We start from the raw sequence: 21338 nt of genomic DNA, 5'->3' as shown, positions 1-21338 counted from the left end.
CGCTTCGTTGCGTGGCAGTTGCGCAGAACACGACGGCATTATTGACAATCGAATGACCCGACGGACCGGCGCAGATAGTGCCGACAGTCCGCCGGATCATTCGATTGGCCGCTGCAACTTCTATTCCGCGCTCGCCACCAGCTTGAAGCGCGGCTTGGCCTCCATCAGGCTGCGATAGGCGGCGAGATAGTCGAGCGCCATGCGGCGTGCGGTGAAGCGGGTCTCGAACTGCTTGCGGATCGCATCGCGGTTGAGCGTCGAAAGCCGGCCGACCGAGGAGATCGCGCTGATCTCGTCTTCGACGATGAAGCCGGTCAGCCCATCCTCGATGATTTCCGGCACCGAACCGCGGTTATACGCAATGACGGGCGTGCCGCAGGCCATCGCCTCGATCATCACGAGGCCGAACGGCTCCGGCCAATCGATTGGAACCAGGAGCCCGATCGCGCCGCTGAGAAAGTCCGGCTTCTCGCGGTCGCTGATCTCGCCGATGAACTCGACCAGCGGATTGTTGGTGATCTGCGGCTTGATCAACTCATCGTAATATTCCTGGTCGGCGCGATCGACTTTGGCTGCGATCTTCAGCGGAATGCCGCAGCGGGTTGCGATCTTGATCGCGCGATCGACGCCCTTCTCCGGCGCGATGCGCCCGAGTACGGCGAGATAGGATTGCCTGGCCGGTTGCGGTGTCAGGAGATGCTCCGGCAGGCCGTGATGGATGGTGCGCACCCAGTGTGCCTGTGGCACCGGCCGGCGCTGCGCGTTGGAGATCGAGATCACCGGGACCTTGGAGAAAGTGTTGAAGACGGGCTGGTGCTCCGGCAGGTCGAGCCGTCCGTGCAGCGTGGTCACGAACGGCGTCGGCTGCCGCGCGAACAGCGACCACGGATAATAGTCGAGATGGAAATGCAGGAAGTCGAATTCATCGTCGTCGGCTTTCTGCCGCACGCGCTCCAGCATCACCATGTGCAGCGCATTAGGGTCGCGGACGGAACCGTCGAGCCGCAGTGCCCTCGGCCAGGTCGCATCGAGCTTCGCGGAGGTCTGGGAATCGCCACTGGCGAACAACGTCACGTCATGTCCAAGTGTTGCAAGTTCTTCGGTCAGCCAGTGCACGACCCGTTCGGTGCCGCCGTAGAGCTTGGGGGGAACAGCCTCCGTCAGCGGGGCAACCTGCGCGATGCGCATTTCTCCGTCTCCATGTTTGTAATGTGGATGAACCCTCAGCCCTCTGATGGCACCGACATGCCAAAGACGGGAACGTTCTCGCACGTGCGAGGTTCCTTAGATGTGGGAGATTTGCCGCTTCTTTCTTCCATCACACTGTGGTCTTGCTGATGCCATCACGCTCCAACAGGTTTTTGCCGACGCCAGCGTTGCAAAATTGTTGCGCACTAATGGCTGCATCAAGGAATCCCACCGCCGCCCTTCATGTCATCGTGCACGAGAGTGTCGACTAGAATTTTCTCGTTCACCTTCAACAGCTTTGCAGGACGTCATGGACCATCTGTCAGGATACGCGCATCGCCCATTCCCCTTTGTGCTGCGCTATCTGCGTCGGCGGCTGCCGTCGCATGTCGTGATTTTGTCGGCCGTCGTCGCGGCGGTTGCCTGCTCGGTAGGCACGCAGTACGGCGTGAAGAATCTGGTCGATGCGTTGTCGGCAGGGCCGTCGGCCGCGAGCGGCGTATGGCTGGCATTCGCTTTGCTCATGTCGCTGATCGCAGCCGACAACTTCCTGTGGCGGATCGCGAGCTGGACCGCGAGCTACACCTTCGTCAGCGTCAGCGGCGACCTTCGCCGTGACATGTTCCGGCATCTCACCGGCCACGCGCCAAGTTATTTCACGGATCGGCTGCCAGGCATGCTGACCAGCCGGATCACGGCAACGTCGAACGCGGTCTACACCGTCGAGAACATGTTCGTATGGAACGTGTTGCCGCCTTGCATCGCGACTTTCGCGGCCATCACCCTGGTTGGAACCGTCAGCCTGACAATGTCAGCAGTGCTGATCCTGATCGCGGGAACCATGGTGGTGGCGATGTTCCGCATGGCCGCCGCCGGCCGGCCGCTGCATGACGACTTCGCCAACAGGGCGGCGGCCGTGGATGGCGAAATGGTCGACGTCATCAACAACCTCCCGCTGGTGCGCGCGTTCTGCGGCCTCGGCTATGAGCACGACCGCTTCGACGCGACCGTCAATCGGGAACTCGTCGCGCGCGGCCGCTCCCTGCGCTATCTCGAAAAGCTCCGCCTGGTTCACGCCGGCGTGACCGTCATCCTGACCATCGCGATGCTGGCCTGGGCGCTCTCGCTCTGGCAGCAGGGCCAAGCCACCACCGGCGATGTCGTGCTGGTCTGCACGCTCGGCATCTCGATCCTCAGCGCCACCCGCGATCTCGCCGTTGCGCTGGTCGACGTCACCCAGCACGTCGCCCGCCTCACCGAAGCGCTGGCGACGCTGTTGCAGCCGCACGAGCTGAAGGACCATCCGGAGGCCGAAACGCTGGTCAAGAGCGGCGCGGCGATCGCGTTCAACAATGTGTCGTTCCGCTATCCCGGCGGCTTGCAGGTGTTCGAGCGGTTCAGCCTGCGCATCCAGCCCGGCCAGCGGGTCGGTCTCGTCGGGCAGTCCGGCGGCGGCAAGTCAACACTGTTTACTCTTCTGCAGCGCTTCTACGATGTCGAGCAGGGCAACATCACCATCGACGGCCAGGATATCTCCCGCGTCACCCAGCAGAGCCTGCGCGCGGCGATTTCGGTGGTGCCGCAGGACATCTCGCTGTTCCATCGTTCGATCCTCGAGAACATCCGCTACGGCCGGCCTGACGCCACCGACGACGAGGTGCTGCGGGCGGCGGTCGCGGCACGCTGTGACTTCATCGAAAGCCTGCCGGAAGGCATGAACACCATTGTCGGCGATCGCGGCGTCAAGGTCTCGGGCGGCCAGCGGCAGCGGATTGCGATCGCGCGTGCCTTCCTGAAGGACGCGCCGATCCTGCTGCTCGACGAGGCCACCGCGGCGCTCGATGCTGAATCCGAAGAGGCGATCCGCGAGGCGTTGTCGCGCCTGATGCGCGGGCGTACGGTGGTGGCGATCGCGCACCGGCTCGCGACGCTGCGCAGCTTCGACCGCGTGGTCGTGCTGCAGGGCGGCCGGATCGTCGAGGACGGTCCGCCCGATATCCTCGTGAAGGGCAGGGGTCCCTACCGCGACCTGGTCGCGCGCGAGATGGGGCGCCTCTCCACCAGCGCGGCCTGACCCCGCGTCATCGAAGCCTGTTCTTGCGTTCCAGTGCGTTCGTTCGAATCAGGAAAACGGCCAATAAAAGTCGCCAGAGGTTCAGATGGCAGCTGACGTCGTTACGCAGATCATCACTGCTCGCATCACGGAGCACGTCGCCGAATCGCCGTTCTACATTCCGATGACGGGCCCCGCGGCGCGGCCACGGCGCTCGCTCAAGCATGACGACACTTTCATCGTGCTCGACAGCCACGGCGATATCGGAGCCTCGGCCGGTGGGCCGGACGGACTGTTCAATGCCGATACGCGCTACCTCGCGCGGCTGGAAATGGTGCTGGAGGACGTGCAGCCGTTGCTGCTCGGCTCCAACATGCGTGATGACAATTCGGCGTTGACGGTCGATCTCACCAATTCCGACGTCTATCGCGACGGCCGGCTCACGCTGCAGAAAGACACGCTGCATATCGTCCGCTCGATCTTCCTGTGGCGCGGCACCGCCTATCAGCGTATCGGCCTGCAGAACCACGGCGATCACGCGGCAAGCTTCGATCTTTCGTTGCTGTTCGACAATGATTTCGCCGATCTGTTCGAGGTGCGCGGCGAGCGGCGGCCGCGGCGGGGCATCGGCTCGAGCAAGCTGCTCGGCCCGACCGACGTCGTGCTGGAATATTGCGGCCTCGACGAGCAGACGCGGATCACCGCGCTGCATTTCGATCCGCGGCCGACCCGGCTGTCCGTCAACGCCGCGACCTATCATTTTGATCTCGAGCCCGGGCAGGTGACCTCGCTGTTCGTCGCGGTGTCCTGCAACAAGCCGATCATGCAGAAGCCGGTGCCGTTCTTCCGCGGGCTGCTGGCGCATCGCCGCGAGATGCGGAACTCATCGGCCGGCGCCGCCAGCATCGAGACCTCGAACAACATCTTCAACGAGGTGCTGTGCCAGGCGATGGCCGACCTCAACATGCTGATGACGGAGACGCCGCAGGGCCGTTATCCCTATGCCGGCATTCCCTGGTATTCGACGACGTTTGGCCGCGACGGGCTGATCACCGCGCTGCAGATGCTGTGGCTCGATCCGCGGATCGCCAAGGGCGTGCTGAAGCGGCTTGCGCTGTTCCAGGCCAAGGCGGTCGATCCGCTGTCCGATGCTGCGCCGGGCAAGATCCTGCACGAGATGCGCGGCGGCGAGATGGCCGCGCTGCGCGAGGTGCCGTTCGCGCATTACTACGGCAGCGTCGATTCGACCCCACTGTTCGTGCTGCTCGCCGGGCTTTATTTGGAGCGCACCGGCGACTTGGAGACGTTGCGCGAGCTGTGGCCGGCGGTCGAGGCCGGCTTGCAATGGATCGACGGTCCGGGCGATCCGGATCGCGATGGATTCATTGAGTACCAGCGCGCGACCGATGAAGGGCTCCGCAATCAAGGCTGGAAGGACTCCTTCGACGCCATCTTCCACGCCGACGGCACGCTTGCCGAGGGCAATATCGCGCTGGCGGAAGTGCAGGGTTATGTTTTCGCCGGCAAGCAGCTGGCAGCGCGCGCGGCGCGCCGGCTGGGCTTTACGGACAAGGCCGCCAAGCTCGATGCCGAAGCCGAGCGGCTGCGCGAGCAGTTCGAGCAGGCATTCTGGTGCGAGGAGCTCGGCACCTACGCGCTGGCGCTCGATGGCGCCAAGCAGCCGTGCAGGGTGCGTACGTCGAATGCCGGACAGACATTGTTTTCGGGTATGGTGCGGGAAGATCGTGCGCGACGGGTCGCCGCCGATTTGATGAGCCAGAAATTCTTCTCGGGCTGGGGCATCCGCACCGTCGCCGCGGGGGAAGCGCGCTACAATCCGATGTCCTATCACGACGGCTCGATCTGGCCGCATGACAATGCGCTGATCGCGCTCGGCTTCGCGCGCTACGGCTTGAAACATTCGGTCGCCCATCTGTTCAAGGGCCTGTTCGATGCAGCGAGCTATATGGAGCTGCGGCGGTTGCCCGAGCTGTTCTGCGGCTTCCGCCGCGAGCGCCGGCGCGGCCCGGTGCTTTATCCGGTGGCCTGCGCACCGCAGGCTTGGGCGAGCGCGACGCCGTTCACGCTGCTGGAGGCCGCGCTTGGCCTCGAGTTCGACATCGCGCGCGGGGAGATCCGCCTGCGCGATCCGCGGCTGCCGGAATTCCTCAACGACGTGGTGCTGCGCGACCTCAGGCTCGGCGCGTCCAGCGTCGATCTGCGGCTGCGCCGCCATGGCGACGAGGTGTCACTCGAGGTGCTGCGCACGCGCGGCCAGATCCAGGTGTCGATCGTGCTGACGCATTGAGCGTCGTCGCACGGCAGGCGCGCGCCGGAAAATCGTGGGGAGAGTAGGATGCGTTTGAGGATCATGGTGATGCTGGTCGCAGCGGCGCTGCTGACATGCGCTGGTGTCCGCGCCGCCGATGATGAATCGCCGTCGCCGACGCCATCGCCGCCGGCGGAGCAGGCGCCGCCAGCAACCCAGGCGCCGCCAGCAACGCAGGCGCCGTCGGCCACGCCCGCGCCGCCGGCAGCCTCCGCGGCACCGCAGGAGCCGTCCAAAGAATCGTCCAAGGAGCCATCGCCACCACCCTCGGTGACGGTGATCGGTGCGCGCGATGCGCACGGCATTCTCGGGCGCGACGTGCGCAGTTCCGCCAATGAGGACATGGGGCGGATCGTCGACGTCATCGTCGATCGCGATGGCAAGGTCCGCGCCGCGGTGATCGATTTCGGCGGCTTCCTCGGCGTCGGCAGCCGCAAGATCGTGGTCGATTGGAACGCGCTGCGTTTCGCCGGCGTTTCCAGCAAGAGCGACAGCATCACGCTGGACCTGAACAAGCAGCAGGTGAGCGCTGCGCCGGAATACAAGGAAGATACGCCGCTGATCGTGCTCGGCGCGGCCGGCAATCTCCATCCATGGGACTACGAACATTAGGGGGCCAAAGCTGGTCGCGCGTCCGAACTCTTCCTTCGAGACGGTTGGCGACGATCGTGGCGAGCGATCTGCCGGCGGCGCCAACGTTGTGTCAATTGTTCCCAATCAGTCCAATCCAGAGCAGCCGCGCCGGCCGTCGCGCGAAAGCCAGCGCGGGCTCGACTGGTTCATCTTCTTTCTGGCCGACGTGCAGACCGGCTTCGGCCCCTTCATCGCGGTCTATTTGACGACGCAGAAATGGACCCAGGTCGAGATCGGCTTCGTGCTCTCGATCGGCGGCATCATCGGCCTCTTGGGCCAGGTGCCCGGCGGCGCGATCGTCGACGCAGCACGCTCGGAGCGGGTGGTCGCGGGTTGGGCGGTCGCCGCCATCGGCGCCGCCGCGCTTGCCTACGCGCTCTGGCCGATCTTTCCGGTGGTGACGCTTGCCGCGATACTGCACGCGCTCGCAAGCTGCGTGCTAGGTCCGGCGATCGCCGCGATCAGCCTCGGCCTGGTCGGGCCGCTGGCGATCGGCGAGCGGCTCGGCCGCAATGCGCGCTTTGCCTCGCTCGGCAGCGGCTCGGCCGCGGCGTTGATGGGCGCCTGCGGCTATTTCCTGTCGAGCCGATCGGTGTTCCTCGTGACCTTCATCCTGGCGATCCCGACGTTGCTGTCGCTGGCGCGGATCCGCGAGCGCGAGATCGACAATGCGCAGGCCCATGGCGAGGTGAAGCGCGAGATTCCGGACAAACGAGCGACCAGTATCATCGGTCTGGTGCGACAGCGGTCGCTCCTGATCTTTGCCGGCGCGATGATGCTGTTCCAGCTCGCCAATGCCGCGATGCTGCCGCTGATGGCAGGCGTCGTCACGACACGGTCGAGCCAATGGGCGCCGGTCCTGATCGCGGCTTGCATCATCGTGCCGCAAGCGATTGTCGCGCTATGTTCGCCGTCGGTCGGCCGCAAGGCGCAGGCCTGGGGCCGACGGCCGCTGCTGCTGATCGCGTTCGCCGCGCTGGCGATCCGCGGTCTGTTGTTCGCAACGGTGCGGGATCCTTACCTGCTGGTCATGGTGCAGATCTTCGACGGCATCACCGCAGCGATCTTCAGCGTCATGGTGCCACTGATCGTGGCCGACGTGGCGTTCGGCAGCGGCCATTTCAACCTGGCGCAGGGCATCGTCGGAACCGCGGTCGGGATCGGCGCGTCGCTCAGTACGGTGCTGGCCGGCTATGTCAGCGATAAGCTCGGCAGCAGCACCGCCTTCATGGGGCTGGCCGGCGTCGCCGCGCTGGGGCTGTTCATGATCTGGCTGGTAATGCCGGAGACGCGGCGGACGGCATGACGCAGGCAGGTTTGGCCCTGCGGCGCTCTTCCTCCTGCATGCGCAGTCATATATGAGTGATTTGCTGGCGGAACGAGCCGGTAGTCCCGTGGATTAATCAATCCAAAATCGTGATCTGGTAGGGATCGACGCAGCGCGGGCAGGCATTTCGACCGAGGAATCGCATGGTAAATCGAACGACGACGGCGCAAATCACCGGAGCGATGCGGCGTTGGGGGCCTCCCGCCTTTGTGACCTTCGCGGCGATGGTCACACTTGCGTCATTGACCGGCGGCGTCGCGGCAAAGCAGCAGCGTCCTGCAGCAACGGTCGAGGCGACCGCGCCGCGCGCCGCGGGCGAGCCGATCATGGCGATCGTGTCGATCAAGGCCCAGAAGGTGACCTTCTACGACGCCGACGGCTGGATCTACCGCGCACCGGTGTCGAGCGGCGTCAAGGGACGCGAGACGCCGGCCGGTGTCTTTGCGCTGATCGAGAAGGACAAGGACCACCACTCGACCCTTTATGACGATGCCTGGATGCCGAACATGCAGCGCATCACCTGGAACGGCATCGCGCTGCATGGCGGTCCGTTGCCCGGTTATGCCGCCTCGCACGGCTGCGTGCGGATGCCTTACGACTTTGCCGAGAAGCTGTTCGACAGGACACGGATCGGGATGCGGGTGATCATCGCGCCGAACGATCCGGCCCCGGAGGATTTCACCCATCCCGCGCTGTTCGTGCCGAACGCCCAGGCCATCGCGGCGGCACCGGCACGCGCCGAGACGCTGTCCCGCGAAGCCGCGGATGCCGCCAAGGTGGCCGACGAGGCAAAGAAGGCTTCCGTGGCCGCGACGAAGGAAGCCGCCTTGTTCACACCGGCATCATTGCGCAAGCTGGAAAAGGCCAAGATCCGTGCCGAGGCCGAGCTTGCGTTCGCCGACAAGACCCTCGCCAATGCCAAGACCGACCAAGCCAAGGCACGCGCCGAGGATCTGAAGCAGAAGGCCGCCGCCAAGGCCGCCGAAGCGACGACGCAGTTCGAGGCGGCCCAGGGCGACGCCAAGCCGAAGCTCGACGCCGCAGCGGCCGCAAAGGACGCCGCCAAGGCGGCCGAGATCAAGAAGGCCGATACCCAGAAGGCGGCAACCGAGGCGAAACTCGCGCTTGAGCCCGTGTCAGTCTACATCAGCCGCGCGACGCAGAGGCTTTACGTCCGGCGCAACACCCATAAGCCCTGGGCCGATGGCGGCGAGGTGTTTGATTCAAGCATCGAGGTTCCCGTCACCATTCGCGATCCGGACCAGCCGATCGGCACGCATATCTTCACGGCGATGGCCCGCAATAACGACGGCAGCCTGCGCTGGACCGAGGTGACGATCGACGACGGCGACAATGCCAAGAACGCGCTCGACCGCGTCACCATCCCGCAAGATGTGCTCGATCGCATTGCGCCGACCGCCGTGCCGCGCTCATCGATCATCATCTCGGACGAGCCGCTGAGCGCCGAGACCAACTACCGCACCGAGTTCGTTGCCGTGCTGAGCAACCAGCCCCAGGGCGGTTTCATCACACGCAAGCCGACCCGGCCGATGGAACCCGACGACATGGTTGCGAGCGGGGACGGGGACGGTTTCGGCTTCTTCTCTCAGCGCAGCTGGAATCCCCAGTTCGGCACCCAATACGGCTATCCCCAATACGGCAATCCGCAAGCACCGACCCAGTACGGTTCCCCCTATTACGGCAATCCCCAAGCCGCCAATCCGCGTCGCCGCGGCGGCCAGAATTACTGGCAGTCGCAGCAGGACTGGTAGCAGGGCGCTGCGGCGGGATCAGCGAACACTCTGCGTGTCGGACGGCGGTGTGACACCGGCCGTCCAATCGCGTTGGCGCCGTCACGGGCGAGCTTCCAGGATCAGGTTGAACGGCGTTTCCGCCGCGCGGCGGAAACGTGAGAAGCCACCCTGCCGCGCCACCTCGCGCAACCGGGTCTCCCCGGCCTGCGCGCCGAGTGCAAGCCCGACCTCCTGATCCAGCGACGCCGGCGTGCAGATCATCGTCGACGCCGCGTAATAGACGCGCCCGATCGGATTGAGATTGTCCTCCAGCCGGTCGTTGGCGAACGGCTCGATCAGCATGCAGGTGCCGTCGTCAGCGAGGGTGGAGCGGGTGTGCCTGAGCGCGCCGACCGGATCTCCCATGTCGTGCAGGCAATCGAAGAAGCACACCAGGTCATACCTGTTGGCTGGGAAGTCCTTGGCGGAGTGCGTCTGGAAATGGACGCGGTCCGACAATCCCGCCTCCTTCGTGGCCATCCGCGCCGTCTGGATCGAGCCGTCGTGATAGTCGAAGCCGTAGAAGGTCGATTTCGGAAACGCCTCCGCCATCAACCGGGTCGAGACGCCGTGGCCACAGCCGACATCGGCGACGACCGCGCCCTTCTTCAGCTTGTCGACGACGCCTTCGAGCGCCGGCAGCCATTCCTGCACCAGATAGTGCTTGTAGCTGGTGCGGAAGAACCGGGCGGTGCCGCAGAACAGGCACTCGCTGCGCTTGTTCCAGCCGACGCCCTTGCCGGTCTTGAACGCGTCGGTGATTTTCGGCTCGTCAAGAAAAGTCGCTCCGACAAGGCTTCCGACGGCGCCGAGGAAGACCGGGCTGTCCTCCTGGGCGAGCGCGAGCGCCTGCTCGGGCAGCATCGAGAATTTTCCGGTGGCGCTGTCATACTCGACGTAACCGGAAGCGGCCTGCGCCGAGAGCCATTCCTGAACGTAACGCCCGGCTGTTCCTGTTGCCTTGGCCAAGGCCGCCGCGTTCATCGGTCCTTGCTGGGCGAGAGCCTTGTAGAGTCCGAGCTTGTCGCCCAGCAGCATCAGCGAGGCGTTCATCGCCGCGCCGACATCGCCAATCATCTTTCCCATGAATGAATTAAGACGCTCCTCGTTGACGTCCATGATGTCGCTCCATCGCAATTGGGTTTTTGCAAAAAGTCCATCATTGCCAATTTCATGTGTGCGCTATCGTCCAGGCAGAAGGCCTTGGGCGCCGACATGATCGCACGAATGGGGTCGGCGGCGCAGGCTGAATGTCACAAGGCGGCTGGGATACCAGCTTGGCGACTTCACAAGCCTGCGAGGCGGACGCCTTACGCTGCTGCCCGCGGCATGATGAGCTTCCTGTACAGCGCGCCGTAGCAGGCGGCCGACAGGTCCCAGCTGTAGGACTTGGCCATCGCGCTGGCGCGCATGGCATTGAGGCGATCCTTGGCGCGATAGGCGTCGAAGGCGCGCCTGACGCCGCCGAGGAAGGATTCCGCTGACGGCTGCGAGAACAGAAAGCCGGTCTCGCCGTCGGCGATGGTCTCCGCCAGCCCGCCGGTCTGGTGGCCGATCGGCAGCGAGCCGAAGCGCTGCGCATACATCTGGCTGAGGCCGCAGGGCTCGAAGCGCGACGGCATCAGGGTGAAGTCGCTGCCGGCGAAGATCCGGCGCGCCTGCGCGTCGTTGAAGCCGATGATGACGCCGATCGCGTCGGGCCGGCGCCGGTGCGCGGCCACCAGCGCGTCTTCGATCGCGGGTTCGCCGCTGCCGGTGACGACGATCTGTCCGCCGTCCCGGATGATCTCGTCGGCGGCCGACAGCACGAGGTCGACGCCCTTCTGATGCACGAGCCGCGCAACCAGGCCGAAGATCGGCCCGCGCGAGACCGCAAGGCCGAACTGCCGGCGGACGTAGTCGGCGTTGGCCTGCTTGCCCTTCCAGTCGCCGGCACCGAACGGCTGCGCGAGCTGTGCGCAGTGGCGTGGGTCCCAGCTCTCGTCGATGCCGTTGAGGATGCCGGTCAGCTGGTCGGCGTCGGAGCGCACGCGGAGCAGACCTTCGAGCCCGCAGCCGAGCTCGGCGGTCGTGATCTCCCTCGCATAGGTCGCGCTGACCGTGGTCAGATGCGAGGCGTAGACGAGGCCGCCCTTGAGGAAGGACAGCTTGTCGTAGAACTCCAGCCCGTCGATGTGGAACGAGCTCTCCGGTGCGCCGATCCGTCGCAGCGAGTCGCGCGGAAACAGGCCCTGATAGGCGAGATTGTGGATGGTCAGGATCGACGGAATCCGTAGCTCACGCCATGCGAGGTAGGCGGGTGTGAGCGCGGCCTGCCAGTCGTTGGCGTGAACGAGGTCCGCTGCCCAATTCTTGTCCAGCGTTCCGGCTGCAAGTTCGGCAGCGGCGGAGGCAAAGCGGCCGAAGCGGATGTCGTTGTCGGGCCAATCGCGGCCGGACTCGTCGCCATAGGGATTGCCCGGCCGGTCGTAGAGCTGCGGACACAGCAGCACATAGACCGGCAGCCCGTCCTTGGTCGAAGCGCGCCCGAGCGTGCAGGCCGGCATCTCGGCGAGGGCCTCGCAATGTCCAACGATTTCAATATGAGTGAACTGTTCGACCACGTCCCGGTAGCCGGGAAGCATGATCCTGACGTCGCTCCAGGGGCGGAGCGCCCGGGGAAGTGCGGCGGAAACGGCGCCGAGCCCGCCCACGCGGACGAAATCGTCCATCTCCGTCGTGACGAATAAGACCTTCAACAAGCGCCCTCATTCCAGCCCGTGACAGGGCCCATGCAAGATCGGGTCCAATCTGCCTTTGAGTAAAATGCAAGACAGCCCGCGGTCCCGGTCTGGACGAGACGCTTTCCTGTCAGGGCGGCTCACTTTAGGGTCGCGCGACGCCGAACAATGGAAACGACGAAGCTGGAGGAAGCCTTGGCAACGACAATAGCCGCCGACGATGAGGGGAATTTGACACGGAGCTTTGACGGCCTTCGCGTGCTCGATTTTTCGACCACGATCGCCGGACCTCATTGCACGCGGATGCTTGCCGACATGGGCGCGGAGGTGATCAAGATCGAGCCCGCCGAAGGCGAGACGATGCGGACGCGGCCGCCGCTGCGCAACCATTGCTCGACGGCGTTCGGCCAGCTCAATATCGGCAAGCACAGCCTCGTGCTCGACCTGAAGTCGCCGGCCGGCGTCGAAGCCGTGCGCCGGCTGATCGCGACCGCCGACGTGCTGGTGGAGAATTTCCGCCCCGGCGTGATGCGGCGCCTGAAGCTCGACTATGCCTCGATCCGCGACATCAATCCGAAGCTGGTCTTCTGCTCGATCTCCGGCTACGGCCAGACCGGCCCGTCGGCGGAATTGCCGGCCTATGCCCCGGTGATCCATGCCGCGTCGGGCTACGAGATGGCGCATCTCGCCTATCAACCGGGCCGCACCCGGCCGGATTATTGCGGAATCTACCATGCCGACGTGCTGACCGGGGTCTACGCCTTCGGGGCGATCTCGGCGGCGCTTTATCAGCGCGGAGCGAGCGGCAAGGGCCAGCATATCGACGTCTCGATGCTGGAATCGATGCTGAGCCTGACCCTGAACGAACTGCAGTGGTCGCAATTCGAGGTGAAGCAAACCCAGCGGCCGATGTTCGGCCCGATCGAGACCAGCAACGGTTACGTGATGGTGGCGATCGCCAGCGAGAAGACGTTCCAGAACCTGATGCAGGTGATCCGCCGGCCGGAATGGGTGTCCGATCCGCGATTCGCCAGATATTCCGATCGGCGGGAGAATTGGGCGGGCTTGATGGAGGGCGTGGAGGCGTGGTCGCGATCGGTCGACACGCAGGCCTGTCTTGCTGCCCTCAATGAATATGGCGTGCCGTCGTCGGCCTATCGCACGGTGCGCGAGGCGCTCGCAGATCCGCAGATCGCTCATCGCGGAGCACTGGCCGAGGTCGAGGACGGCGGCGGCAGCTTCAAGGTGCTCAATCTGCCTTTCCGAATGTCCGGCGCTGCGGTCGGCGCGCGCAAGCGGATGTCGACACTCGGCGAGCACACACGGTCCTATCTGAAGGAGATCGGCCTCTCCGAGGATCAGATCGCAGGCTTCGCAGCGCGACCGGCTAACACGGCGAGCAGTTAAGCCTGCGGCTTTTCATCCGTTTTACGGTCTTGTCGTGCGCGGCGATTCCGGACAAGCTGCTTGCCAACGTACGACGATCCGGAACACCGGACGTCGCCCACTTGGGAGGGAGCATCGATGAAGCTGGCCGGGCGCGCGCACGCAGTTGCGCGTATATTTCTTGTGGCGGGATTAGGTGCAGTGGCGTCAGCTGCACCGGCCCATGCGCAGAAGCAGGGCGGCACGCTCACCGTCGGCCAGGAACTGGACATTCCAGGCTTCGACCCTCTCAAGGTCGGCGTCTACGACACGTCAGCCAATACCGCTGCGGCCGCGATCTTCGACACGCTGATGACGCTCGACGAGAAGGGAGAGCCGAAGCCGAAGCTCGCGCTGTCGTGGGAGCACGCCGAAGACTTCAAGACCTGGACCATCAAGCTGCGGCCCGGCGTCAAATTCCACGATGGCACGCCGTTCAATGCGCAGGCGGTGAAGGAGAACTTCGATCGCCAGAAGGATCCGGCCAACAAGTGTCGCTGTGCGTTCTACATCACCAGCATCAAGAGCGTGGACGTCGTCGATGACCTCACGGTGCGCTACAATTTCAGCGACCCGTCGGTGAACTTTCCGGCGACCCAGTCGATCCAGAGCTCCAACAATGTGATGCAGTCGCCGACCGCGTGGAAGACCAAGGGCGATGACTACAACCGCAATCCGGTCGGCACCGGTCCCTATATCCTGAAATCCTGGAATGCCGGCGATCGCATGGTGCTCGAGAAGAACCCGGACTATTGGGACAAGGGCAAGCCCTATCTCGATCGCATCATCCTGAAGCCGCTGCCGGATGCGCAGTCGCGGTTTGCCTCGCTGCAGTCGGGTGAGGCCGACATCGTCTGGGACGACGAGGCCGACGCCGACAACATTATCAAGGCGCGCAAAGACACGAGTCTCACCGTGCATACCTATCACGGCTCGGGGGCTGCAGTCGCTGCCTTCAACACCAAGGTCCCGCCGTTCGACGACGTGCGCGTGCGTCAGGCGCTGGTGATGGCGCTCGATCGCAACAAGATGTCGCAAGCAATTACCAATGGCCTGGCGCGACCGGCCAGCAATCCCTACGGCGACGGTTCCTGGGTGAAGTGCAAGGATGACGGCGCGTTGCCCTACGATGTCGAAAAGGCCAAGGCGCTGCTCAAGGATTACGGCAAGCCGGTCGAATTCAAGATGCTGGTCACGGCGACGCCGCGCGGCCGCACCGGCGGTCAGGTCCTGCAGCAATTCTGGAAGCGCATCGGCGCCAATATGGAGATCGAGCAGGTCGATCAGGCGACCATTCCGCCGCGCGCCTTCATGCGCCAGTTCCAGCTCACGCCGTGGCGCATCGTCGATCTCGCCGATCCCGATCCGCAGATGTATGCCAATTTCCACACAGGCAGCCCGGTTGCGCTGGCGAACTACTCCAATCCGGAACTCGACCGGCTGCTGGAGCATGCGCGAACCACCGCCGATGTCGCCCAACGTACCGAGGACTATTGCGCGATCAGCCGCCTGATCAACAAGGAGGCGATCTGGTTCTGGACCTTCCAGAATACGTACTACGCGATATCGAGCGTGAAGGTGAAGGGCGTGCCTAAAATGTTCAATGGGGTGCTCGACGTCTCCTACGCCTGGAAGGAATAGCGGTTCATGCTGTTCTTTGTCGCGCGCCGGCTCCTATACCTGGTGCCGGTGCTGATTGCGGTCTCGGTGCTGACCTTCGTCATCGCCTCGCTATTGCCTGGCGATCTCGCATACGTGATCCTCGGCGACCAGGCGACGCCCGAGAATGTCGCGGCGCTGCGTCACGACATGGGGCTCGATCAGCCGATCTGGCTGCGCTATCTCGGCTGGCTGTGGCACATCCTGCAGGGTGATTTCGGACGATCCTTCCGCACCGGGCAGACGGTGTGGCAGGCGGTCAGCGACCGCGTCCCGGTCTCGTTCGAGCTGATGATTTTCGCTGAACTGATCGGGCTTGCGATCGGCGTGCCGCTCGCGATCGCCTGCGCCGCCAAGGCGGGCTCCGCGTTCGACCGCTTTATGACCGGCACGGCCTTTGGCATGCTGTCGGTACCGACCTTCCTGTCCGCGATCCTCCTGATCTATTTGTTCGCGGTCGAGCTGCGCCTGTTGCCGGCAACCGGCTACGTGCCGTTCACCGAGGACCCGGTCGCCAACCTGCGCTTCATGGTGCTGCCGGCACTGACGCTCGGGCTCGCGGAATGGCCGGGCATCATGCGGGTGCTGCGCTCCGACATGATCGCAGCGCTTCAGGAGGACTATATCGCGCTCGCCAAGGCGAAGGGCCTGAAGCCGTCGCGCATCCTGTTCGTGCATGCGCTGAAGCCGTCGTCGCTGACGCTCGTCACCATCACCGGCATCAACATCGGTCGGCTGATCGGCGGCGCCGTGATCGTCGAATCGATCTTCGCATTGCCGGGGATCGGGCGCCTACTGGTCGGCGCGATCTATACCCGCGACCTCATCATCCTGCAGGGCGTGGTGCTGCTGGTCGCCGCCGGCTTTGTGATCATGAACTTCATCGTCGACTTGCTTTACGCCGTGCTCGACCCGAGGATCCGCCATGGCCACGCTTGAGCTCAGCCTCGACGAGACCGAAGCGGCGCCAGTGCAGCGGAGGCGCCGGCTGGGCACGCTGTTCTGGTGTGCGATCGGCTGGACGGTGCTGGTGTTCGCGGTCGCGATCTTCGCCGACCTGCTGCCGCTGCCGAGCCCGACCGACATGGACATGCTGGAGCGGCGGGCGCCGATCTCGGCCGAACATTGGTTGGGCACCGACGGCCTCGGCCGGGATGAGTTGGCGCGATTGATCTATGGCGCGCGGATTTCGCTGATCGTCGGCCTCTGCGCGCCGATGATCGGGGTCACGATCGGCGGCGCGCTCGGCATCCTCGCCGGCTATTTCCGCGGCCGCTTCGAATCCTTCGTGGTCGGCAGCATGGATGTGCTGCTGGCATTCCCGCCGTTGATCCTGGCACTTGCGGTCACCGCCTATCTTGGCCAGTCGATCTTCAACCTGACCTGCATCCTCGGCGTGCTCGGCATTCCCGCCTTCATGCGGGTGGCGCGGGCCGCGACCTTGACGCTGGCGCGGCGCGAATTCGTCATCGCGGCGCAGGCGCTCGGCGCCACCCATGCGCGCATCCTGCTGCGCGAGCTGCTGCCCAACGTGCTGCTGCCGCTCATCGCCTTCTTCCTGCTCGGCGTTGCCGTCACCATCGTGGTCGAGGGCTCGCTGTCCTTCCTCGGCCTCGGTGTGCCGCCACCGATCTCGAGCTGGGGCAGCATGATCGGGGAGGGGCGTGAAAGCCTCGATGTGGCGCCGCGGCTGGCCTTCATTCCGGCGATTGCGATGTTCCTGACGGTGCTTTCCTTCAACCTGATCGGCGATACGATGCGCGCGCTGACCGACCCGAGGCAGGGCGCGCTATGAGCGGGGCGCTGCTTTCGGTCGAGGACGCAGTAGTCGACCTGCCGACGCCGCGCGGCAACCTGCGGGCGGTGGATCATGTCGATCTCGCCGTCGGCGCCGGCAAGACGCTCGGTATTGTCGGCGAATCCGGCTGCGGCAAGACCATGCTGTCACGGGCCGTCCTGCAGCTGTTGCCCAAGAAGGCCAGGCTGTCCGGCCGCGTGATGTTCGACGGGCAGGATCTCACGACGCTGTCGGCGGAGAAATTGCGCAAGCTGCGCGGCCGCTCGCTCGCGGTCGTGTTCCAGGATCCCATGACCTCGCTCAATCCGGTGCTTACCATCGGCACCCAGCTGATCGAGACCATTCAGGAGCACCTCGAGCTCGATCTTGCCCAGGCCAGGCAGCGCAGCATCGAGCTGCTGGCCGCGGTCGGCATTCCCGCGCCCGAGCAGCGGCTGGCGCAATATCCGCACCAGCTCTCCGGCGGCATGCGCCAGCGCGTCGCGATCGCGGTGGCGCTGTCCTGCGAGCCGCAGCTTCTGATCGCGGACGAGCCGACCACCGCGCTCGACGTCACGATCCAGGCCCAGATTCTCGATCTCTTGGCGCGCGAGCAGCAGCGCCGCCATATGGCGATGATCATCATCACGCATGACCTCGGCGTGGTCGCCGGCCGCACCGACGAGGTCGCGGTGATGTATGCGGGGCGGGTCGTCGAGCGCGCGCCGACGCCTGCGCTGTTCAAGCAGATGCGGATGCCCTACACCGAGGCGCTGCTCGCCGCGCTGCCGAAGCTCGACGTGCCGCCGCATACGCCGTTGCCGGCGATCTCGGGACGGCCGCCGGATCCGACCCGGCCGTTGAAAGGCTGCTCGTTCTCGCCGCGCTGTCGCTATTCCGCCGGGCGCTGCAGCACCGAGAAGCCGCGGCTCAGTCCGGCCGAGACACTGGAGCATCTCTATGCGTGCTTCCATCCGCTCGCGGCGGGGAGTGGCGCATGATGTTGCAGGTCGCATCCGATCCGCTGATGCAGGTGGAAAATCTCGTCGTTGAATATTCGGTCGGGGGTAAGACCATCCATGCCGTCTCCGATGTCAGCCTCGAGATCGCGCGCGGCGAGACGCTGGGGCTGGTCGGCGAATCCGGCTGTGGCAAGTCCACGCTCGGCCGCGCCTTGCTGCAATTGCGCCAGGCGGTCTCCGGCAAGGTGCTGTTCGACGGCCACGATCTCACCACCTTGAAGGGCGAGGCGCTGCGCCACATGCGCCGGCGTGTGCAGCTGATCTTCCAGGATCCGATTGCATCGCTCAATCCGCGGCGGCGGATCGGCGATATCGTCGCCGAGCCGCTGGTGATCGCGGGCGTGAGGGATCCCGAGGAGCGCAAGCGGCGCGTCAGCGAGGTGCTCTCGGCGGTCGGCCTCGATCCCGCGCTGGTGAGCGGGCGCCTGCCGCACGAATTCTCCGGCGGACAATGCCAGCGCATCTGCATCGCTCGCTCGCTGGTGCTCAACCCGGAATTCGTGATCTGCGACGAGCCGGTGTCCGCGCTCGACGTCTCGATCCGCGCCCAAATCCTCAATCTGCTGGAGGAGATGAAGGCGCGCTACGGCCTGACCTTGCTGTTCATCGCCCACGACCTCGCCGTGGTGAAGGCGGTCTCGGATCGCGTTGCGGTGATGTATCTCGGCCGACTCTGCGAGGTCGGTCCGTCGGAGCAGCTGTTTGCGCGGCCGGCGCATCCGTATACCGCGCTGCTTATCGAGGCGATTCCGGTGCCGGATCCGGATGTCCGGCCGACCACGAGCGTGCCGGTCGGCGAGCCGCCGTCGCCGATCGCGCCACCGTCGGGCTGCCGCTTCCGCACCCGCTGCCCGCGCGCCGATGCGCGCTGCGCCAGCGAAGTGCCGGAACTGCGCGTGGTTGCGCCCGGCCAGTTCGCGGCTTGCCATCATCCACTGATCTGAATACTCACGCCTCTGAATGGTAGCGCGTTGGCCTTCGAACGAGCTGCATGGCGGCTTGCTCGAATATGGGGGTCTTGAACGTTTGTCCCGGGCGGGCAGGCGTGGCAAGGTCCGCCGCAAGAACAAGCTTCGGGAGAACAGCGATGAAGAGTTTCCAGGTCGTCGATTTCAACGCCCCCTTGAAAGAGGTCGATCAGCCGACGCCGCAGCCGTCCGGCACCCAGGTGCTGATCAAGGTGAAGGCCGCCGGCGTCTGCCACAGCGACCTGCATATCTGGGAGGGCGGCTATGATCTCGGCCATGGCCGCAAGCCGCTGTCGCTGAAGGACCGCGGCGTCTCGCTGCCGCGCACGATGGGCCACGAGACGGTCGGCGAGATCGTCGCCTTCGGCCCCGACGTCAAGGACGCCGACAAGGGTGGCCTCAAAATCGGCGACGTCACGCTGGCTTATCCCTGGCTCGGCTGCGGCAAATGCCCGACCTGCGTCGGCGGCGACGAGAACATGTGCGCGATCAAGCCGAACGCGCTCGGCGTCTATTGCGATGGCGGCTATGCCGATCACATGACGGTGCCGCATCCGAAATATCTGCTCAACCTCAAGGGGCTCGATCCGGTCACGGCCGCACCTTACGCCTGCTCTGGGGTCACGACCTACAGCGCGCTGAAGAAGGTCGAGAAGGATCTCGACACCCCGATCGTGATCTTCGGCGCCGGCGGTCTCGGCCTGATGGCGCTCTCGCTGTTGAAGGCGATGGGCGGCAAGGGCGCGATCGTGGTTGATATCGATGCCAGGAAGCGCGAGGCGGCTGAAGCTGCCGGTGCGCTCGCCACCGTCGACGGCAAGGCGCCCGACGCGCTGGAGCAACTCATCAAGAAGGCGGGTCAGCCGATCCGCGCCGCGATCGACCTGGTCGGCAACGCCCAGACCTCGCAACTCGGCTTCGACTGCTTGACCAAGGGCGGCAAGCTCGTGATCGTCGGCCTGTTCGGCGGCGGCGCGACCTGGGCATTGCCGCTGATCCCGATCAAGGCGGTCACCATCCAGGGCAGCTATGTCGGCAATCTGCGCGAGACGCAGGAGCTGCTGGATTTGGTGCGGACCAAGAAGATCTCGGCGATCCCAGTCACGCCGATGCCGCTGGCAAAGGCAAACGAGGCGCTGACCAATCTGCAGAAGGGCCAGCTCGTCGGCCGCGCGGTGCTGACGCCGTAACGCGGCCCGGCCCATCCGTCATTGCGAGGAGCTCGTGACAAAATTGCAGAGCAATTTTGCACTGAAGCGACGAAGCAATCCATCTCTCCGCAAGCGGCGGCATGGATTGCTTCGCTTCGCTCGCAATGACGGGTGCAATATTCCCTGCCGATTCCGGAGATTTCCATGGCCGCCAACGACGCACTCCACATCGCAGTTCTCGGTGGCGATGGCATCGGCCCCGAGGTGATGGCGCCGGCACTCGAGGTGCTGCGCAGGATCGAGCCGTCGTCCGGCCTTAAATTCCGCTTCACCGAGGCGCCGGCCGGCGCCGGGCATTACAAGCAAACCGGCAGGTCGATGCCGGAGAGTACGATCCGGCTGTGCGAGGAGGCCGACGCGATCCTGCTCGGCGCGTGCGGCCTGCCGTCGGTGCGCTATCCCGACAACACCGAGATCGCGCCGCAGATCGAGTTGCGCATCATCTTCGATCTCTATGCCGGCGTGCGGCCCGCGCGATTGATCCCGGGCGTGCCGAGCACGATCGTCGGCGCCGATCAGAAGGGCATCGACCTCGTCGTGATCAGAGAATCGACCGAAGGCCTGTTCGCCTCGATGGGCAAGGGCGTCGTTACCGACAGCGAGGCGCGCGAGACCATGGTAATCACGCGCCGGACCTCGGAGCGGCTGTTCGATTTCTCGTTCCGGCTTGCCGAACGCCGCAAGGCGCGCGGCCGCGTCGGTGGCGGGCTGACATGCGTCGACAAGGCGAACGTGTTCAAGGCATTCGCGTTCTTCCGGAGCATTTTCGACGAGACCGCGAAGCGTCATCCCGACGTCAGGGCCGATCACCTCTACATCGACGCTGCTGCGGCCGCGCTGGTGAAGCGCCCGTGGGACTTCGACGTCATGGTGACCGAGAACATGTTCGGCGACATCCTGTCTGACCTCACCGCCGGCCTGATCGGCGGCATGGGCATGGCGCCGTCGGCCGACATCGGCGACCGCTACGCCGTGTTTCAGCCGTGTCATGGCACGGCGCCCGACATCATGGGGCAGGGCAAGGCCAACCCGACTGCGATGATCCTGTCGGCAGCGATGATGCTGGACTGGCTCGCCGACAAGCACGGCCTCGAGAGCGCTGCCGAAGCTGCCGAAAGCATCGAGCGTGCCGTCGACAAGGTCTATGCCGGTGGTATCAAGCCGTTCGAGTTTGGCGGCAGCAACGGCACCGCCGATGTCGCGAAGGCCGTGCTGGCGGCGCTCTAACAAAAA

The 21338-nt window shown here is 65.0% G+C and carries 16 protein-coding genes; 13 read left to right on the top strand and 3 right to left on the bottom strand.

Features of this window, described 5'->3' with window-relative positions; all coding sequences use genetic code 11:
• Positions 1 to 120: 120 nt before the first annotated feature.
• The gene (locus tag ACVISU_RS08410) at positions 121 to 1188 is read right to left on the bottom strand and encodes a glycosyltransferase family 4 protein (RefSeq protein WP_456706616.1); all 1068 of its coding nucleotides are present in this window, start codon (positions 1186 to 1188) and stop codon (positions 121 to 123) included.
• 310 nt (positions 1189 to 1498) lie between these two features.
• Here ACVISU_RS08410 and ACVISU_RS08405 point away from each other — a divergent pair, with 310 nt between their 5' ends.
• From ACVISU_RS08405 to ACVISU_RS08385, 5 genes are all read left to right on the top strand, one after another.
• Positions 1499 to 3262 (top strand): ABC transporter ATP-binding protein, encoded by a 1764-nt coding sequence (locus ACVISU_RS08405; RefSeq protein WP_050405919.1) that lies wholly within the window; start codon positions 1499 to 1501, stop codon positions 3260 to 3262.
• A gap of 85 nt (positions 3263 to 3347) precedes the next feature.
• Entirely contained in the window at positions 3348 to 5549 is a 2202-nt protein-coding gene (locus tag ACVISU_RS08400; protein WP_456706615.1) for an amylo-alpha-1,6-glucosidase, read from the top strand.
• 48 nt (positions 5550 to 5597) lie between these two features.
• Positions 5598 to 6182 (top strand): PRC-barrel domain-containing protein, encoded by a 585-nt coding sequence (locus ACVISU_RS08395; RefSeq protein ID WP_456706614.1) that lies wholly within the window; start codon positions 5598 to 5600, stop codon positions 6180 to 6182.
• Between the two features lie 88 nt (positions 6183 to 6270).
• Complete coding sequence (locus ACVISU_RS08390; RefSeq protein WP_456706613.1) at positions 6271 to 7509, top strand: MFS transporter; 1239 nt, start codon at positions 6271 to 6273, stop codon at positions 7507 to 7509.
• A 245-nt stretch (positions 7510 to 7754) separates the two neighbouring features.
• Positions 7755 to 9302 (top strand): L,D-transpeptidase family protein, encoded by a 1548-nt coding sequence (locus tag ACVISU_RS08385; RefSeq protein ID WP_456710780.1) that lies wholly within the window; start codon positions 7755 to 7757, stop codon positions 9300 to 9302.
• An 81-nt stretch (positions 9303 to 9383) separates the two neighbouring features.
• Here the strand turns inward: ACVISU_RS08385 and ACVISU_RS08380 are convergent, their stop codons facing one another.
• Positions 9384 to 10442 (bottom strand): class I SAM-dependent methyltransferase, encoded by a 1059-nt coding sequence (locus ACVISU_RS08380; protein WP_456706612.1) that lies wholly within the window; start codon positions 10440 to 10442, stop codon positions 9384 to 9386.
• Positions 10443 to 10633: 191 nt separating this feature from the next.
• Positions 10634 to 12061, bottom strand: a complete 1428-nt coding sequence (glgA, locus tag ACVISU_RS08375) for a glycogen synthase GlgA (RefSeq protein WP_050405924.1) — start codon at positions 12059 to 12061, stop codon at positions 10634 to 10636.
• A 150-nt stretch (positions 12062 to 12211) separates the two neighbouring features.
• On the opposite strand from glgA, the gene ACVISU_RS08370 reads away from it, so the two are divergent.
• From ACVISU_RS08370 to ACVISU_RS08335, 8 genes are all read left to right on the top strand, one after another.
• A complete protein-coding gene (locus tag ACVISU_RS08370; protein WP_456706611.1) occupies positions 12212 to 13450 on the top strand; it encodes a CaiB/BaiF CoA transferase family protein in 1239 nt (412 codons plus the stop codon).
• Between the two features lie 180 nt (positions 13451 to 13630).
• A complete protein-coding gene (locus ACVISU_RS08365; protein WP_456706610.1) occupies positions 13631 to 15109 on the top strand; it encodes an ABC transporter substrate-binding protein in 1479 nt (492 codons plus the stop codon).
• 6 nt (positions 15110 to 15115) lie between these two features.
• Positions 15116 to 16066 (top strand): ABC transporter permease, encoded by a 951-nt coding sequence (locus ACVISU_RS08360; RefSeq protein WP_050405927.1) that lies wholly within the window; start codon positions 15116 to 15118, stop codon positions 16064 to 16066.
• Complete coding sequence (locus ACVISU_RS08355) at positions 16053 to 16922, top strand: ABC transporter permease (protein ID WP_456706609.1); 870 nt, start codon at positions 16053 to 16055, stop codon at positions 16920 to 16922. Before ACVISU_RS08360 ends, ACVISU_RS08355 begins: the two co-directional genes overlap by 14 nt.
• On the top strand, positions 16919 to 17905 hold the full coding sequence (locus ACVISU_RS08350) for an ABC transporter ATP-binding protein (RefSeq protein WP_456706608.1): 987 nt from the start codon (positions 16919 to 16921) through the stop codon (positions 17903 to 17905). Before ACVISU_RS08355 ends, ACVISU_RS08350 begins: the two co-directional genes overlap by 4 nt.
• Positions 17902 to 18870: an ABC transporter ATP-binding protein gene (locus tag ACVISU_RS08345; RefSeq protein ID WP_456706607.1), complete on the top strand. Its 969-nt coding sequence runs from the start codon at positions 17902 to 17904 to the stop codon at positions 18868 to 18870. Before ACVISU_RS08350 ends, ACVISU_RS08345 begins: the two co-directional genes overlap by 4 nt.
• 143 nt (positions 18871 to 19013) lie before the next feature.
• Positions 19014 to 20084, top strand: a complete 1071-nt coding sequence (locus tag ACVISU_RS08340; protein WP_456706606.1) for an alcohol dehydrogenase — start codon at positions 19014 to 19016, stop codon at positions 20082 to 20084.
• 165 nt (positions 20085 to 20249) lie between these two features.
• Positions 20250 to 21332, top strand: coding sequence for an isocitrate/isopropylmalate dehydrogenase family protein (locus ACVISU_RS08335; protein ID WP_456706605.1), 1083 nt, complete (start codon positions 20250 to 20252; stop codon positions 21330 to 21332).
• Positions 21333 to 21338 lie beyond the last annotated feature (6 nt).

The sequence above is a fragment of the Bradyrhizobium sp. USDA 4452 genome, from assembly GCF_054063575.1.
This window is presented reverse-complemented; position numbering and strand designations above follow the sequence as displayed.